Genomic DNA, 17,787 nt, shown 5'->3' on the forward strand with positions numbered 1-17,787 from the left:
GGAGACAATAATGAAGGAATTAATCCGGATAATTCTCCAGAATTTCATGGACTTAGAATGTCAGATTTTCCTGCTTTTGCAGCTGGTAATCCCGGCAAAGTAGCCTTTTGCAGTTTTGGGGATCAGTCAGCAGGCGGAAACCGCACTGAATATCCAGAGGCATGCCTGGCGCATAATTAAGCATGACGGTATTAACGTTAATTACCGGGCATTTTCATTCAAACAGTTATTCCATATGCTCTTTAATACTGAATTGATCGTTATCAAGCGGACGGATCCAGATGTTTCGGAAACTCACTTTCGAGTTGTGATCTTGCAACTGAAGGGGAGCTTTTCCGTGCGCTTCATATTCCGGGTAACCGATATATGGAGTATGACCGTAGATCTCGGTGTTATTTTGCACAACCACTCCATTCCATATAACCGTAATTCTCGCCGGTTCTTTCAGTGATCCGTCGTCGTTAAATCTTGGTGCTTTGTAAGAGATGTTGTAGGATTCCCACTCTCCCGGTTTTTTTGTTGGATTAACCAATGGGGATGTTTGCTTATAAATGCTGCCGGCCATCCCGTTAACGTATGTTGGATTTTGATAGGCATCCAATACCTGGAGTTCATACCGGCTTTGCAGGAAGATACCACTATTGCCGCGGTCCTGACCTTCATGTTCCATATTCATCGGTGATCTCCATTCAATATTGAGCTGCACATCACCGAATGATTCTTTGGTTTCTATTCCGCCTGTTCCGGGCACTACAGTCAAAGCACCATCTTCCTCAATTTCCCAACCAACATCACCGCCGTCAAAAGATTGCCAACGATTGGTGTCGGTGCCATCAAAAAGGATTATAGCATCCGATGGAGCATCGAAAAAGATGTTGTCACCCGAATCAATTACGGGCACTTCAGGTTCATAAAATTCAGTGTCTTCCGGTTCCATATCCTGATTTTGGGCACAGGATACTGTTACGGTTCCGAATAAAAGAAGTAAAGCAATAAGAGAAGCAAGTTTGGGATTTAGTATAGTATTCATTGAATGATTTGCACTTTAATTTATAATTGAGTGGCTTTTGATGTTCAATTTATAATTGATTCAAATGCTTGGAAACGTCCACGGATTTCTGTAGTCCGGTTTGATAATATCCGAATATTCATGCTCATCAACCAATTCGCCCGTGCTGTACCACTTCAGTGTATCCCCTGTGAGGTACGAAAGATTCCCCAGGTGAGCGTACATGGCCGCTAAGTGACCTGCCTCAATAGGAGCCGCTGCCGTTTCATTTCCGCGAATACTTTCAATGAAATTATTGGCGTGAACATCATGATAAGAGGAATCTCCTTCTTCTGAAATCCTTTCAACAAGCGGTCGGTCATCTTCTCCTTCAACCGGGATAATTTCCCAGCTCTCACGATTCACTACAAGTGTGCCTTTATTCCCTATAAATGCAATTCCATAATGGCGATTATAGGGCCCTATTTCAAGTCCGCCGGTATGCTTCCATTCCATATTAAAGTCATCAAATGCATAGGTAGTAGTCTGTGTATCAGTCACTTCAATCGCTCGGTCCATTCCTGAAAAAATGCCGCCAATAGAGTGAATCGAGTTTGGCATTCCCTCGACCTCCATTGCCCAGAGTGCAATATCCAGCAGGTGAACACCCCAGTCGGTCTGCACCCCGCCGCCATAAGGCCAGAAAAATCTCCATGAACCGTGGAAATGATTTTGGTTGAAAGCACGGTTTGGTGCGGGTCCTAACCACATGTTGTAATCCACTCCTTCAGGCACGGGACTGTTCTCCACAGGATCAGCACCTATTCCATACCCAAAATTTCCCCAAAGATCTACCTGTCGGATTTTTCCGAGATGTCCGGACTGAACAAGATCAACTACACGTTGCCAATGAGCACCGCTTCGCTGCTGCTGGCCAACCTGAACCACATGACCATAATAGTTTGCCGCTTTCTTCATTACGTTGATTTCTGCAATAGAATTGGCCAGCGGTTTTTCAACGTAAACATGTTTTCCTGCTTCAAGGGCGTGAACTGTCTGCAGGCAGTGCCAGTGATCTGGGGTTCCAACAATCACGGCATCAAGGTCATCGTTTTCGAGTAATTTTCGATAATCACTATAAAGCTCCGGCGTTTCTCCAGTCATCTGTTCAACATCCGCAGATCGATTCTCCAAAATATTTTGGTCAACATCACATAAACCAATACAGTTAACACCTTCAACATTTAGTGCATTTGTCAAGTCACCAAAACCCATCGATCGGCATCCGATAAGGGCTATATTTACAGTGTCTGACGGAGCAACGGTGAAATTTTTGAGGCTTGAAAAGGGCGCAACTGATGCCGCTGCCAGAGCCGAACTTGTAGTTCTGATAAATTGGCGTCGTGTATATTTGGTCATAGTAGCAAGGTTTTCTTAGCGAACGATGATGCTATTGTTGAGTCCTTAACTATAAATGATTTTTTTTAAGGATGAAAGCGGTTTTATCCAATTGATTTGCAGCTTCTTCCATTTATTGTATAACCTTATAAACACACAAATGCTAGGCTGATCTCTTCCTATGGTTATGGCTGCTCAAAGCCTGTCATTATCGCTTCGGGTGCATATAAAGTGCAAGCAATTGTTATTCAGAACTCACAAATTGAGTCTATCAGCCAATCACTCAAAAGCCCGAAATGTATATCCGGAAGCGGCGGCTTCCTGGTTTTCACATCCATCCATAAACCGACGACTGGGGTTTTTTGATCTTCGCAGTTTCAATTAGAAGAACAAGAGTTTATCATCAAAATTTTAGAGTAAAGTAGTTACATCATTTGGATTGATATTGATATGGATCGGTTTTTGCGACAGGTAAACCACTTCATTGCTGATTCTCATACATCAAATTCTTCATTTTATTCAGGACATCTGCATAATCCGGATCATGTGCAAGGTTACGGGTCTCTTCGTAATCTTCCTGATAGTCATAAAGCTCCCGGGCAATGACCTGGTTTCCCGGTTCGGGGTGGAAGAAATTGGTTCCATCCCATTCGGGGTTCACAACCCACTCGGTATAACGGTAGCGATCGCTTCGTATGGAATATCCCATTCCATTGGGATCACCGTGAATATTCCTGGGATACTGGCTGAGTGCATAGGGCTTCCAATCTGAGGCCGGATTTTCCATAAGTGGCACAAAGCTTTGCCCCTGAATCATTTCTGGCATTTCCAATCCGGCAAATTCAACCAGTGTTGGAAATATATCAAGAAGTTCTACCGGCCTTTTAACCACGGTTTTGGAAAACAGATCCGGATGGCGAAACATCAGGGCACTGTGAGTGGCCTGTTCGTAATTGGTATGTTTGCACCACATCCCATGATCTCCCAGATGGTACCCATGATCTCCGAACAGTACAATCGCTGTATTTTCATCAAGGCCGGTTTCTTCCAGCGCATCCAGTATAATGCCTATCTGTGCATCTATAAAACTGACTGACGCATAGTATCCATGTGTCAGCTCCAGCTGTTTCTCTTCGGGTATAGGTTCTCCACGTCCTGGAATATCGGGATAATTACGCAGTTCCCAGGAGTCCTGAAAGGCAAATTCCGGGGCTCCTTCCGGCATTTTCATGAAATCAGGGAGTGAGATTTCGGCCGGGTCATACAGATCCCAATATTTTCTGGGCGCAGAAAAGGGTAGGTGCGGACGAATAAAACCGATTGCATAGAAAAATGGCTCTTCAGTTCCAGCTTTCCCTTGTAGAGCTTCTACTAGTTCCATCGTCATATGGCCATCCGAATAGGCAATATCCGGTACATCGGCAATTTCGACTGATGGTCCACGTGTAAACAGGTAGTGTTCAAGGCCATTTAGGCCTCTCTCTTCAGCAAACTTGTCACGCATTCTATTATATGCAATGTTGTCTTTATCGGCGTAGTCCTTATGCCCGCCCATGTTCCATCCTTCTGTCCAGGCAAACGAATCATACGTCTCTGAGCCGGGACGCAGATCATGTTCCCTTCCTCGCCCCGGGAAATGAAACAACTTGCCCCAGCCCCTTGTCGAATAGCCATGTTCCTTGAAATGCTGAGGAATAGTCACTACTCCAGGAACCGTTTCACGGACATGAGTATTCAGATCATATACGCGAGTGGAATCAGGACGTAAACCTGTGAGCAGACTGGCACGTGAAGGTGAACAAATAGCCTGCTGACTATAGGCATTTGTAAATAATATGCCTTCGTTGGCCAGTCGGTCAAAATTTGGCGTGTGGATAATATCATGTCCGTACACATTCAGCATAGGTTTGAGATCATCCACTGAGATGAACAGGATATTCATCGGATCTTTGTCTGTGTTGCCTGAAAATAAAAAAAAGGCCGCTATAGAAAACAGAATGAGTGATATACGTGGCAAAATGGAGGATGTTTATTATTCAACGATTTAGTGTTTATCTGAGGCTGTTAATCTGGTTCAGGTTTCAGCCTGCTAATGGAGACATTATGATATACGTTAGTCTGGATGAGGGAGCCAAAACACTCGTAAAAGCAGATCTTACCCTTGTCAAGGTCGAGTGACTGGAACAGAGTTGATAACGTCAGTTTTACAGCCGGCACATCTTTGATACATTAAAACGGTTTAAATTCGATGTGTCTATTATGTTAAAAACAACGGTCATTCACAACAGTTTTGATTGAATCCAGTGATTGTGTTCTTTTGCTGCTAGCAGACATCCCAAACCAGCTCAATTCGGTTATCGATGTATTTGCTGATGTTGGCGTAACGCTGCTTGATGTTTTGAATGCTATCCGAATTCAAAAGATGGATTTCGGATAGTGATGAGTGAATGATATACAAATTATTAATCCAATCTTATTTACAGCTTTTCATGAGGTCTTATTAAGCCGCTTAGGTCATTCAGTAAGTAAGATTCGATATTTTTATCATTCGATAGGACAAAATTTGTTGTTTTAACAGTTCAAGCCATTGTAGTAAACGGCGCAGAGTCCCTTGGGATGTTAAAAAAGGATCTGCAAAAGCAAAGTCCCGTTCTCTATAATAAATTAAGGATGTTCTAAATGGTAGTTCAAAAAAAACTTGCCACCCAACCACAAGCTTTCCCGTGGATCCTACAAAATTATGATGTAAAGAGTTGAATTTCTTCCTTTTAATGTGAATTATAGACTGTGATTCAAAAAATATAAACATCGTAAAAAACTGGGGACATAGTTATGAACTTTCAAGGAATGAAGAAGTTAAACGATTTGGCACCACTTCTGCTAAGAATAGGTGTAGGCGTCATTTTTATTGTGGCTGGATGGGGAAAACTGAACGGAATAGAAGGAGTTCAAGGATTTTTCGGTGATCTTGGAATTCCTTTACCCGGATTAATGGCGTGGGTTGTAGCAATCGTTGAGTTTTTTGGCGGGCTGATGGTTTTACTTGGAGCATATATTCGAATTCCCGCGATGTTACTGGCATTTACCATGGTTGTGGCTATACTGACAACAAAACTAGGAGGCGAATTCAGCGCCGCAAGACTGGATATTATGCTGCTATTGACCACATTGGCACTCTTTTTCCTCGGAAGCGGGAAATATTCAGTGGATGATAAACTTGACAGGAGCTGACTAACTTCTACAGAGAATTTTTAGAAATATACTTCCAATAAAAGTCCTGTAGTTAATTCTACAGGCTTTTTTGTGTTTGGAATAATCATTTAACATTAATTTTTAAGAAACGACTTATGAGTCCACTCCGAAAAGTCAGATTTAGTGCCGCTAATTTTCAGAGGGCATGACTTTTCGGAGTGGACTCACTTATAGATCTCAAATCTCAAATCTTTCTGATGAGAGGAATCTGCATAGTTTCACAATCCATATATCTGTACCGACGGAAATTACCTAATCACCTAATCACATAATACCAAACTCCCAATCCACTAATTCTCAACCACAATAAACCGTATCGCCTGGCCGCCGCCGGGAGCGAGTTCCAACACAAGATTATCTCCAGCCGTGACCTCTTTCTCTTCCGTTGCAAACCCATATGGATTCGACTCCCAGTCTGCATCCTCCGAATCGTGATAAATTTCCGCAACGTATTGTTTTCCGTCATCAAGGAATTCCAGTTCGATGTCGAACGTGCGTGCTTCCTCATCCGTCACGCTGCCGAGGTACCAGTCGTCACTGTTCCTATTTTTCTGACATTAGTGATGAGGTTGACCATCTCAGTAAATAAAACCCAAATAAGAACTCAGGGCTTTTATGCAGGAAAAAATGTTTAACCATAACATTGATCGATTTCTACATTAATAAGATTTGGTAGAAAAGCATCTGAAAATTGGAGGTAAAAAACTCCTTTTTGTGAGCGGCACCCGGTTATTTGAATCCAGAGAAAGAGGTGATTTTATCAACATTAATTTCTTCTGTTAGAAGAGAAACAGCAAAAAATATTTAAATCATAGCTTTGATATTAGTATGAAAACCGAGTCAAAACTATAATTAGTGGTCGTTTAAATGTTGAAGCGCAATCGTTTGTGACTTTTTTTTGAAACAAGAATTAAAGAGGTCCGTAGATCAGCCATATAAATTTTATTTAACATCTAATATCTATGGCCAACTATATTACATTTTCTATTAAAAAATTTTCTCTCGCTTTCTTTACTGTAATTTTAGTGTGTATTGGTTCAATATTACCTTTAAGTAGTCAAGCCAACTCCTTTTTTAAAGATTCTGCAGCTAAAACTACCGATAAGACCAAACGAGATGATTACCGCTTACACGCAGTTCGTGTAATTTCTTCTGATCTTAAGCTTGATGGCAAACTGGACGAAGCTGCCTGGGCAGATGCTAAAACGATCAGCAACTTCACCCAGCGGTCACCAGTGATCGGCTCTTCTGCCAGCGAAAATACAGCCGTGAAATTTTTGTATGACAATGATGCACTCTATATCGGTGCGATACTATACGACTCCTCACCTGACTCGATTGCCGCGCCTCTTTTTCGCCGCGATGAAGATGGTTTCAGTGATTGGTTTTTTGCCGGTATAGATAGCTATAATGACGAGCGAACTGCGTTTGTGTTTGCTACTAATCCAAGAGGCGTGCAAAAGGATTTACTCTTTTATAATGACAATCAGGAAGATACAAGCTGGGATGCAGTCTGGGAGAGTTCAGCTGTTATTCATGAAGACGGCTGGTCTGTTGAAATGCGGATCCCCCTCTCACAAATTCGCTATAATCAATCCAAAGATATAAATACAATGGAGTGGGGTATAAATTTTTCACGGCATATTGCCAGAAAAGACGAGGTAGTGTATTGGTCGCCAACACCTCCGGATGATTCTGGTATTGTATCGAAATTTGGACGGTTGGATAATTTGAATAATTTACCAAAGAAAAATCAGCTTGAATTCATCCCCTATATTTCAAGTAAGCTTGACCGGACGCCGCTGACCGGGCAAAACCCCTTTATCAACGAATATGAGTCATCTGTTAATGTCGGGGCGGATATTTCTTACGGATTGAGTTCAAATATGACTTTGACAGCGACACTCAATCCCGATTTCGGTCAAGTGGAGGTAGATCCGGCTGAAGTGAATCTTTCGGCATTTGAAACGTTTTTTCCTGAACGGCGACCATTCTTTTTGGAAGGGTCAGAAATCTTCGATTTTGGTTTTCGGCCTATATTGAATTTGGGAGGTACCCCACAGATATTTTATTCGAGACGGATTGGCCGGGCGCCACAGGGAAGTGTCCCTTCGGAAGCGGCTTACAGCGATGTTCCGTCTCAGACACCTATTGCTGGGGCTGTAAAACTGAGTGGCAAAACACCAGGAGGATGGTCCGTAGGACTGATCAATGCGGTGACGCGACAAAATGATGCCTCTTATAGTCATTCTGATGGTCGTATAGAATCTATTGCTGTTGAGCCGCTGACGAACTACAGTGTTGGTCGGTTGCAAAAAGATTTCCGAGGCGGCAAAAGTGTCGTTGGTGTAATGATGAATTCCGTCATCCGGAATCCATCGCAACCGGCCCTCGCCGGGATTATTTCGGATCAGGCTTATAGTGCCGGCGCAGATTTTCAACATCAGTGGAACAATCGAAAATTTAGGATTAACGGGAAATTTGCCGCTAGCCAGGTCTCTGGCTCAAAAGCGATGATCTCACGTCTACAGCAGTCGAGTGCACGATATTACCAACGACCCGGGGCGGATCATCTTAATTTGGACCTCAACCGAGGTTCGCTCAGCGGGGTATATGGGGATCTTATGGTCACCAGGCAGACCCGGCACTGGATAACCCAGTTTAGGGGATATCGTGTGAGCCCGGGATTTGAAGTGAATGACCTCGGTTTCCAGACCGCTGCGGATCGAAGTACGTTTACCGGCGTCAACTTGTACAAGCAGCCTGAGGCAAACGGGATTTTCCGAAACTATTCTGTTTTTACCCTCGCAGCTCTGACATTCAATACCGCCGGAGATCTTGTGGGTAACATGACTGGAATCGGCAGCTCCTTCCGTTTTAAAAATTTCTGGTCAGTCAGTACAGAGGTATTGGGGTCGTTACGTTCGTATGACGATCGATTAACAAGAGGCGGCCCTATGGGTATGACTCCGGCATCTATGAAATTTAATACAATTGTTTCGACTGATTATCGAAAAAAACTGCAGCTTAAATTCACATCCCGACAGACTATAGACGAACTGGGCGGTCACAGGCGATCCGGATCGGTGATGGTCAGATACCGTCCTCTTCCTGCAGCCAATTTTTCTATAGAGCCACAGTTTACAAGTTACAAAACAACTACGCAGTATGCGGGCACAATCCAGTCACCATCAAATACGGCAACCTTTGGAAAACGCTATTTATTTGCAGATATGCATCAACAAACATTGGCTGCATCTATCAGGGCCGATTGGACTTTTTCCCCAAAACTCAGTCTTCAGTTATTTGCCCAGCCTTTTATTTCAGCTGGAGAATTCAGCCGGTTTAAAGAGCTCGAGCGAGCAGGAAGTATGGATTATAAAGTTTATGACGAAGAATCGGGCTCCGTTCAGTTCAACTCTGAAACAAATCGTTACGAGATAACTCCCGGCGATATAGCTGAAGAATCTTTCGAGATTCGCAACCCGAATTTTAATGTGCGATCGATTCGAGGAAATGCCGTACTTCGGTGGGAATACCGGCCCGGATCAACTGTATTCTTCGTTTGGCAGCAAACGCGAAGCAGCCGGGGAAATGCAGGAACACTCAATTTAGCCGATGATTATGACCAGCTGTTTCGGTCACCTGCCAACCATGCATTTCTCGTGAAATTATCCTTCTGGCTGGGAACCTAAAAGGAAGTGGTTTCTAATGAAAGTCTATAGTTTGATGGCGAAATTTGTGAGCTATCGCATTGACCCTATTCGAAATGTAGATCAATTCTTCTGGAGACCCTTTGATCAGATCCCTTGGGGGAGTAAAACGGTATTTCTCTGTTTTGAACCTCATGGGATGCCAAAGGCAGACAATTAGTAAAAATAATTTCGCACTATTAAACGAAAGAAATGACTGGTTAAACCGACTCGATGAGAAGCTGCAATTACTGAGTTTTACTATTTAATTAAATATAAGATGCCCGTAAAACCGGAAATCTGATAAGCAACATTCTCCGTTACCCAATTTCAGAGAGATTAAAGTCTGAATTAGGTACAGCAGGTCAATCCATCGGAAATTGCCGCTATTCACCAATACCAAAATGAAAAACACTTTATTCCCAATCACCTAATTCTCAACCACTCTGAATCGTATCGCCTGGCCGCCGCCGGGAGCGAGTTCCAAAACAAGATTATCCCCGGTCGCGATCTCTTTTTCTTCCGTTACAAACCCGTATGGATTCGACTCCCAGTCTGCATCGGCCGAATCGCGATAAATTTCCGCAACGTATTGTTTTCCGTTGTCCAGGAAATCCAGGTTGATTTCGAACGAGCGTGCTTCTTCATTAGTCAAGCTGCCGAGGTACCAGTCGTCACTGTTCCTGTCTTTTCTGACGATGGTGATGAAATTGCCGATCTCGGCATTCAGCACACGCGTGTCATCCCAGTCGGCTGGCACGTCTTTGATAAACTGAAATGGTTCGGGACGTTCTTCATAATTCTCGGGAAGATCCGCGGCCATCTGCAGTGGACTGTAGATGACAACATATAGCGCCAGTTCTTTGGCAAGCGTGTGATTCACCCGATTGTCGGGCCGGTATTCTTCAAAAGTTAAATCTACAATTCCCGGCGTGTAGTCGAACGGGCCAGCCAGAAGCCTAGTGAACGGAATATAGAGCACATGGTCAAGCGGATTGCCCTGGTTTTCGCCCCAAGCGTTGTATTCCTGTCCGCGCGCCACTTCACGGGTCATCAGGTTGGGCCAGGTCCGCCGCAGGCCGGTATCTTTTACACCTTCATGCACGTTTAGCATAATCTTATAATCTGCCGCCAGCTCTACAATATCCTGGTGATGATTGACCATATGCTGACCATGATGCCATTCATAATGTTTGTTTCCTTCCTCATTAGTCCAAAAAATCTCCTGCCCGTGGCCTACGTATCCTGTTTTTACTGCCCGAACACCAAGGTCGTTATACAGTTCAAATCCGTCTTCAACTTGCGATTCATAATGTTCAATTGTCGCGGATGTTTCATGATGCCCCATCAGACGCACACCTTTTTCAAGTGCATAATTGGCCAGGTAATCAAGGTCAAAATCATCCATTGGCTCGGTGAAACTGAACACAGCGCCGCTTTCGTACCAGTTTTCATCCCAGCCTTTGTTCCAGCCTTCTACAAGCACGTGATCAAATCCATGCTCGGCCGCAAAATCGATGTACCGTTTTGTGTTCTCGGTTGTGGCACCGTGTCGGGGCCCGGGCCCCCAGGTAGATTTGTCAAGGTGCATCTCCCACCAGATACCCACATATTTTCCAGGTTCAATCCAGCTCGTATCTTCCAGTTTATTGGGCTCGTTAAGATTCAGAATGAGGTATGAGGTGATCAGGTCGCCCGGATTTTCCGCGATCTGAATGGTTCTCCACGGGGTGACCGACGGGGCTTCGGTGCGCACCCGAATGCCATCATACCACGGCATAAGGTTTGCTTTGAGCCGGTTGCCCTCTGTTCTCTCCAGTGTCATGGTGGAATAATCTACAAGTGCCGCTTCATGAATGCTAAGGTAGAGCCCGTCATCGGTTTTCATCGTTAGCGGTGTGTGGACGGTGTCGGCCTCAGAGAGCGGCGTTTCGTTGGTGAGATATTCAAACCGGTTCCACTGGTAAGCGCCAATCCACCAAGCCATATGGTTGCCGGTGAGATTAAATTCAGTCAGTTCATCCATGATATTGAATGCTTTCAGGTTGTCTTGTGCCGGGAACTCGTAGCGAAACCCAATGCCATCATCAAAAGACCTGAAGACAATGATCAGTTCGCGATTCTCACCACCTGGTTCTTTAAGGCCTACTTTCAATTCGTTATAGTGATTACGAATCTCTCTCTTTTCACCCCATACCTGTGTCCATGTATTATCGAAAGTAGTTGATTCAGTGTATTCTATCTCAAACGGACCCGCTAAATCGGTTTCATTCTCAAGCTCAAACCCAAGGGCTGACCGGTCAATGACAGTTTCTGTGTTTCGGATTACAGAGTAATAGGGCCGGCCATCAGCCAGTTCAAATGTAATCGTGTGATTTCCCGCCGGAGAAGAGACTGTATGGCTGGTATCTGCTGCTTGAAATGGGTTGAAAGCGAGTAAAATCAGAAACAGGTAGTTGAGAGGAGCCATGGCAGGTGAATTTATATTATGTTTCCCGCAAAATGCTTACGCCGTATGAAATTACGATGAAATATAACTCCAAAGATTTTATGGTGTATATCGGTGAAATGTCCTCAGAAAAGTTGGCCTCGGAAAAACAGATTACAGAAAACATAATGTGTGATTAAAAATTATGATAGATCGACCCAGTTAAGGTAAACATCGTCAATATATAAGAGATATTGCTGTTGCAGATCCTCCCACTTGCCTCGGAAAAAACGGGCAAGTGTCAGGATGACGAGCTGATTTGTCGGGGCGTGGGCGGCGTGTTTATGACACAGATATTCATTCCAATTTAATGATCACGCCGCCATTTATTCCTGTAAAATTGGTGTCATTCTTCTCAAAATGGTGGGTTTCCATTTTGAGAAGAATCTGTAAAAGCAATAGATATAGCACTATCAATGGAAATTGCTTAATGAACTTTCTTGCTAATTGTATTCAAAAACCTCGATGAGACTCTTAGAAAAACTGTGCTTACTAAATAAATTTGGTTACACGCTGTATTTCCCTTGGAATTGAAAAAAAATAAAGTTGGATGCAGACCTAAACCGTCTCTCAAAGCGTCAATGTTCATAAATCATTTTGCGGGTCATGCCGCCGTCAATCACGAGGTTTTCTCCATTGATGAAATCATTATCAGGCTTTGTGAGAAACAGGCATGCACGGGCAATGTCCTCGGGTTTGCCCACTCGTTTTGATGGATGCTGCTCGTGATCTATATCTCGAAGATCGTCATAGTTTTCCGTTTTAATCCAGCCCGGGCTAATGCAGTTCACATTGATGTTGTCTTCTGCATAGGAAATGGACATGGCGTGGGTAAGAGCCAGTAGTCCACCTTTGGATGCTGCGTACGCCTCAGAGTTTGGTTCCGACATCATTGCACGGGTCGAAGCGATGTTGACGACAGAACCACCGCCGTTACTTTTCATCTCTTTTGCAGCTTCCCGGGTCAGCAGAAAACTGCTTCGAAGATTAGTGTTAATGACTCTATCCCAATCTTCAACGGTGAGTTCATTGGGCTGGGTAAATTCAGATAAACCGGCATTGTTGATGACAACATCAATTCTGCCAAATAACTGTATAGTTTTTTTGACCAGATTTTTGATGGAAGCCGGGTCAGATACATCGCACTCCACAAATTCAGCTATCAGATTGTCATTGTTCAGCGACTCACTGATAGCTCGGCCGTGTGTCACGTCAATGTCTGCGATAACTACGCTGTATTCGTTTTCAGCAAAAGCGGTAGCTATGGCTCTGCCGATTCCATTTGCAGATCCTGTAATAATGGCTGTTTTATTCATAGGTAATGATTCTATTTTATTTCAATTTATTTTGAGAAAATTTATGAGAAATGTTCCTCTTCCGTTTGGTTTATTTGAGTTTTCTAAGGCTCTGTCTATAGTTGAAACAAAATACCTTTCAAGAACCTTCGGGAGAATTAAAAGATGAATATAATGTCCTGATTTGTAGCTCTTAAGAAATTATGAAGTCTCTGTGCAAGAGGAGGTAGAAGCAGTTAGATGACACAATAAAACCATAATCCTAACAAGCTCATTTTTTAGTGTCATATGAACGTGAGTTGTTGTAAAAAAGTTAAACTTTTAGAGCGGTAAATCACCGATAAATTATAGAGAGAAATATTAATTAAATCATTCTATCCTTATGAATAATTCACCAGTTGACGTTGAAAAGTACGTACACGATGTTAATGAATATATTAATCAGCTTGCCGTGGATCTTGAACATCCGGAAGAGCAACAAAGAGTGTTAAGAATTTGGCGGGCAGTGATGCACACAATCCGGGACAGAATTACAATTTCAGAATCCTTTGATCTGATGGCGGCACTCCCGTTAATTCTACGCGGAATTTATACCACCGGCTGGAAATACACGGAATCGCCTAAATATGACTATGATACCGTAGAGGAGATGAAAGACCAGGTGAAGTCTCTTCAAAGCCAATATGGAGAGCAAGACTTTAACTGGATGAAATCCACTGAAGAAATAATTTCAATTGTTCTGGATTCTCTTGAAAGATATTTCACAGATGGACAAATGAAGCATATCAGAAGCCAGTTGCCGAAAGATATAAAGACGCTCGTTTAGTTTTAGCCCGCTTTTTTCACAAAGAAAATTATACGTGAGAAATGCGGGTAAGAATCGATTACAATTCGATGCTAAAAATTATACAAGCCGGGACCAGACTATGCTTCAATTTTCAAATCAGCCTGCAATTAACCGATTAAAAGTAAAAGAAGCAGTTTTCCTGATGATGGTATTTGGCAGTATGCTTGCTGGCTGTAACACGACCGACTCATCAAGTGAAGAACCGGAAGCTGTATTCGAATACGATTTCAGAGAAATGAAATCAGGTTGGGAGCCATTTTTCACAAATTATAACGTCGGCAATAGGGAAGGAATGGATTTCGATACCGGCTATCGTTCGCTTCCCGAGCCATTAAACACGGCAGACATGGCGCAATATATTCGCGCCACGAATCAAAGTGATGATGTCAAAATGTTGTTCAGGCGGCAGGTAAACAGACTTGAGCCTAATACAGAATATAGCGTTCAGTTCGTCATCCGATTTGGAACATCTGTGCCATCGGGATGTTTGGGAATTGGCGGGTCGCCGGGCGGATCTGTTCGTGTTATTACAGATGTGAGCCGCATGATGCCCGAACCGATTATTGAGGATGAGTACTATCTTCTGAATGTTGAGCAGGCAGGTAACCCTGAAGAGTGGTATCAAAATGCAATAGTGGGCGACATCGCAAACAGCCGTGATTGTGAAGATGGCTACCAATATGAAATCAAAGAGCTTCAGTCTGACCCGGGCCATGCTTCTGTAATCACTGATGAAAACGGAGCTGCATGGCTGCTCTTCGGTACACGATCAGGTTTTGAAGGGACGACTGAGCTATATTATACTTACTTCAAAGCTGAATTCCATGAAATGTAAGACAGGTAATTGTGCGTCAAACCAGAGGGTGGAAATCTCTGAGTATTAGGGGACATTTGTTAGTATGTTTGTGATGTTGAATTCTCACCCGCAAAGCTATCAATTCAGAAAAAGTTTTTATGACTGATCATTCACCCGCGTCTCCGGATCAAATCAAAAAATGGCGAGAGGATACCCCGGGCTGTACATACAGAAATCATCTGAACAACGCCGGCGCAGCCCTGATGCCACAGCCTGTGATTGATACAGTTCAGAATCATCTTGAACTCGAATCCCGAATTGGGGCATATGAGGCTGGTGATGCAGCTTCGGAAGATATTCAGAAAGCGTATACATCCGTAGGTGAATTGATCGGCGCGGATTCAAAGAATGTAGCGGTGGTTGAAAATGCAACGGTTGCGACGTCTCAAGCACTAAGCGCGTTCGAATTTGAATCCGGTGACACAATCATTACCACAAACGTGGACTACTCCTCCAACCAGATTATGCTCTTAAATCTGTCGAAACGCTTTGGTGTAGACATCATGAGAGCAGAAGATCTGCCGGAAGGCGGTGTGGATCCGGCGTCAGTTCGCCGGTTGATCCGAAAACATCGCCCCAAACTAATGCTAATGAGCTGGATTCCAACTAATTCAGGGCTGGTTCAGGATGCCACATCAGTAGGTGGTATCTGCAGGGAGGAGAACGTGCCAATTATATTGGATGCCTGCCAGGCAGTAGGGCAGATTGCTGTGGATGTAAAGGAATTGAAATGTGATTTCCTGGCCGCAACCTCCCGAAAATTCCTGCGCGGACCCAGGGGAATGGGATTTTTGTACGTCTCCGATCGCGTGCTGGAAAAAAACATGTATCCATTGTTCCCGGATACACATGGCGCTCGATGGACGGGCCCCGAAACGTTCCGGCTGGAGGAAGGAGCCAAGCGATTTGAGAACTGGGAATTTCCCCACGCCCTCTTACTGGGAATGGGAATGGCGGCAGAGTACGCGAATCAGATTGGGGTGGAGGTAATTGCGCAGCGGGCTACTGAGTTAGGAGACTATACCCGTGGCAAGCTTACAGACATACCGGGCGTTCGCGTGCTGGATTACGGTAATCAGAAATGTGCTATTGTATCGGCCACTTTTGAAGAAATAGAGGCAGACGTTCTCGTTCAAAAACTCAGAGAACGTAACATCAATACAAGTTCAGCTTTTAGAACATCCGGTGTGATTGATATGAATTCAAAAAAAGCAAATGCGGTTCTGAGAATATCACCCCACTACTACAACAGGCGGGATGAGGTTGATCAGGTTGTGGATGAGTTGAGAAGTTTTATGATGTAGCTTTCAGGCAGGATTTGACTTAAGAGGCTCATTATAAATTTCCTTTTGAGATTCCCGGTGAAGAGATCTTGATGGGAATCTAAAAAGAGGATAATTCGTTGTTATTGATAGGGTTACAAAATATATTTTGATGTAACTATTTAATTTAATCCCAACGCCTATGTTTGAAGGGATATACCAGGCTGATTATTGGATAAGCCGATACATTATTCAACGCGGCATGGGATTAATCTACCTGATTGCGTTTATTACAGCCTTCAACCAATTTCGTCCGTTACTTGGTGAAAACGGGCTGATGCCGGTTCCGGAATTTTTGAAAAATACTACCTTCAAACAGTTTCCGGGTATCTTTCAATGGCATTACTCCGACCGCCTGTTTGGGTGGGTGTCCGGATCAGGTATCTTCCTCTCCCTGCTGGCACTGTTTGGTTTTTCTGATGCGGGCCCGATTTGGCTCTCTATGCTGATATGGTTACTGCTTTGGGCGCTGTACTTGTCTATCGTTAATGCGGGACAAATTTTCTACGGTTTTGGGTGGGAATCTCTGCTTCTTGAGGCCGGATTCTATGTCATCTTTCTTGGACCGCTGCACTATTATGCACCATTAATCATGATTTTTATTCTTCGCTGGCTTGTATTTCGAGTGGAGTTTGGAGCGGGACTCATTAAAATGCGCGGAGATAAATGCTGGAGAAATCTCACCTGCCTGAACTACCATCATGAGACACAGCCTCTTCCAAATCCGTTTAGCCGTTTTTTCCATAATTTGCCGGAATCGATTCATAAGTTCGAAACGCTTTCTAATCATGCAGTTCAGCTGGGTGTCGTTTGGCTGCTATTTGCCCCTCAACCGATAGCCTCATATGCAGCTGTTCTGATTGTTCTCAGCCAGGGATACCTTATCATCAGCGGCAACTACGCGTGGCTGAATTTACTGACTCTTCTGCTGGCATTCAGCGGGTTTAGTGATAGTTTTCTTCAGCAGATTCTGACTATTTCACCTCCGGCCGAATTGGCATCCCCCGTTTGGTTTATGGGGCTGTCGGCAGCACTGGCTGCTGTGGTGATCTATTTGAGTATTGATCCGGTTAAAAATATGATTTCACCTGCGCAGCGCATGAATGCAAGTTTTAACAATCTGCACTTGGTTAATACGTATGGTGCGTTTGGATCGGTCACTAAGGAGAGGCGGGAAATTGTGGTTGAGGGAACCACCGATGAACAGATTGATGAGAAAACTGAGTGGAAGCCATACGAATTCAAAGGGAAACCCACCGATCCCGGCCGGCAGCCACCACAAGTAGCTCCATATCACCTGCGGCTCGACTGGCAGATGTGGTTTGCTGCTATGCGGGACGTGAGAATGTGTCCCTGGTTTATCAAATTTGTTAAGAAGCTTCTGCAGAATCAGAAATCGATTGCAAAACTATTGAAAACCAATCCGTTTGAAATGCAGAAGCCCACATATATAAGGGCGAGGCTTTATATCTACAGGTTCACAACACCGGAAGAAAAACGCGAAACGGGGCAGTGGTGGCATCGCGAGTATCAGCATGATTATTTGCCGCCAAAATCACTTGATGATTTATCCGGACTCGATCTGTGATCAAGATCAAAAAGTGAATGTGAGACCTGTATTTTCATGTTATGGAGCCAAGGATATAACC

The 17,787-nt window shown here is 43.8% G+C and carries 11 protein-coding genes and 1 pseudogene; 6 read left to right on the forward strand and 6 right to left on the reverse strand.

What is annotated here, in order from left to right; all coding sequences use genetic code 11:
* Positions 1-226: 226 nt before the first annotated feature.
* The 3 genes from AABW11_RS09000 to AABW11_RS09010 form a co-directional block, all read right to left on the reverse strand.
* On the reverse strand, positions 227-1,030 hold the full coding sequence (locus AABW11_RS09000; RefSeq protein WP_340104744.1) for a 3-keto-disaccharide hydrolase: 804 nt from the start codon (positions 1,028-1,030) through the stop codon (positions 227-229).
* A gap of 60 nt (positions 1,031-1,090) precedes the next feature.
* Positions 1,091-2,407 carry a Gfo/Idh/MocA family protein gene (locus AABW11_RS09005; RefSeq protein WP_340104745.1) on the reverse strand — a complete coding sequence of 439 codons (1,317 nt, stop codon included), beginning with the start codon at positions 2,405-2,407 and terminating at the stop codon, positions 1,091-1,093.
* A 460-nt stretch (positions 2,408-2,867) separates the two neighbouring features.
* Positions 2,868-4,403: a sulfatase gene (locus tag AABW11_RS09010; RefSeq protein WP_340104746.1), complete on the reverse strand. Its 1,536-nt coding sequence runs from the start codon at positions 4,401-4,403 to the stop codon at positions 2,868-2,870.
* A gap of 815 nt (positions 4,404-5,218) precedes the next feature.
* Between AABW11_RS09010 and AABW11_RS09015 the strand changes: the two genes are divergently transcribed.
* Complete coding sequence (locus tag AABW11_RS09015) at positions 5,219-5,617, forward strand: DoxX family protein (protein ID WP_340104747.1); 399 nt, start codon at positions 5,219-5,221, stop codon at positions 5,615-5,617.
* Between the two features lie 311 nt (positions 5,618-5,928).
* Here the strand turns inward: AABW11_RS09015 and AABW11_RS09020 are convergent.
* A pseudogene (locus AABW11_RS09020) lies at positions 5,929-6,171 on the reverse strand (glycoside hydrolase family 97 C-terminal domain-containing protein); the annotation flags it as partial.
* Positions 6,172-6,600: 429 nt separating this feature from the next.
* Here AABW11_RS09020 and AABW11_RS09025 point away from each other — a divergent pair.
* Positions 6,601-9,333 (forward strand): DUF5916 domain-containing protein, encoded by a 2,733-nt coding sequence (locus tag AABW11_RS09025; protein ID WP_340104748.1) that lies wholly within the window; start codon positions 6,601-6,603, stop codon positions 9,331-9,333.
* Between the two features lie 427 nt (positions 9,334-9,760).
* On the opposite strand, the gene AABW11_RS09030 is transcribed toward AABW11_RS09025, so the two are convergent.
* Together AABW11_RS09030 and AABW11_RS09035 are read right to left on the reverse strand one after the other, a co-directional pair.
* Positions 9,761-11,800, reverse strand: a complete 2,040-nt coding sequence (locus AABW11_RS09030) for a glycoside hydrolase family 97 protein (protein WP_340104749.1) — start codon at positions 11,798-11,800, stop codon at positions 9,761-9,763.
* A 596-nt stretch (positions 11,801-12,396) separates the two neighbouring features.
* On the reverse strand, positions 12,397-13,134 hold the full coding sequence (locus tag AABW11_RS09035) for an SDR family NAD(P)-dependent oxidoreductase (protein ID WP_340104750.1): 738 nt from the start codon (positions 13,132-13,134) through the stop codon (positions 12,397-12,399).
* 361 nt (positions 13,135-13,495) lie between these two features.
* On the opposite strand from AABW11_RS09035, the gene AABW11_RS09040 reads away from it, so the two are divergent.
* From AABW11_RS09040 to AABW11_RS09055, 4 genes are all read left to right on the forward strand, one after another.
* Complete coding sequence (locus AABW11_RS09040; RefSeq protein ID WP_340104751.1) at positions 13,496-13,939, forward strand: DUF2267 domain-containing protein; 444 nt, start codon at positions 13,496-13,498, stop codon at positions 13,937-13,939.
* A 100-nt stretch (positions 13,940-14,039) separates the two neighbouring features.
* Positions 14,040-14,795 (forward strand): hypothetical protein, encoded by a 756-nt coding sequence (locus AABW11_RS09045; RefSeq protein WP_340104752.1) that lies wholly within the window; start codon positions 14,040-14,042, stop codon positions 14,793-14,795.
* Positions 14,796-14,914: 119 nt separating this feature from the next.
* Positions 14,915-16,120 (forward strand): aminotransferase class V-fold PLP-dependent enzyme, encoded by a 1,206-nt coding sequence (locus AABW11_RS09050; RefSeq protein WP_340104753.1) that lies wholly within the window; start codon positions 14,915-14,917, stop codon positions 16,118-16,120.
* 160 nt (positions 16,121-16,280) lie between these two features.
* Positions 16,281-17,726: a lipase maturation factor family protein gene (locus AABW11_RS09055; protein ID WP_340104754.1), complete on the forward strand. Its 1,446-nt coding sequence runs from the start codon at positions 16,281-16,283 to the stop codon at positions 17,724-17,726.
* Positions 17,727-17,787 lie beyond the last annotated feature (61 nt).

It is taken from the genome of Rhodohalobacter sp. 8-1, assembly GCF_038150125.1.
Classification (GTDB): Bacteria; Bacteroidota; Rhodothermia; order Balneolales; family Balneolaceae; genus SW132.

Coding starts and splice junctions, on each gene's coding strand:
- AABW11_RS09055 (WP_340104754.1), top strand. CDS start 16,281: ATGTTTGAAGGGATATACCAGGCTGATTATTGGATAAGCCGATACATT.
- AABW11_RS09025 (WP_340104748.1), top strand. CDS start 6,601: ATGGCCAACTATATTACATTTTCTATTAAAAAATTTTCTCTCGCTTTC.
- AABW11_RS09000 (WP_340104744.1), bottom strand. CDS start 1,030: ATGAATACTATACTAAATCCCAAACTTGCTTCTCTTATTGCTTTACTT.
- AABW11_RS09050 (WP_340104753.1), top strand. CDS start 14,915: ATGACTGATCATTCACCCGCGTCTCCGGATCAAATCAAAAAATGGCGA.
- AABW11_RS09035 (WP_340104750.1), bottom strand. CDS start 13,134: ATGAATAAAACAGCCATTATTACAGGATCTGCAAATGGAATCGGCAGA.
- AABW11_RS09005 (WP_340104745.1), bottom strand. CDS start 2,407: ATGACCAAATATACACGACGCCAATTTATCAGAACTACAAGTTCGGCT.
- AABW11_RS09040 (WP_340104751.1), top strand. CDS start 13,496: ATGAATAATTCACCAGTTGACGTTGAAAAGTACGTACACGATGTTAAT.
- AABW11_RS09015 (WP_340104747.1), top strand. CDS start 5,219: ATGAACTTTCAAGGAATGAAGAAGTTAAACGATTTGGCACCACTTCTG.
- AABW11_RS09045 (WP_340104752.1), top strand. CDS start 14,040: ATGCTTCAATTTTCAAATCAGCCTGCAATTAACCGATTAAAAGTAAAA.
- AABW11_RS09030 (WP_340104749.1), bottom strand. CDS start 11,800: ATGGCTCCTCTCAACTACCTGTTTCTGATTTTACTCGCTTTCAACCCA.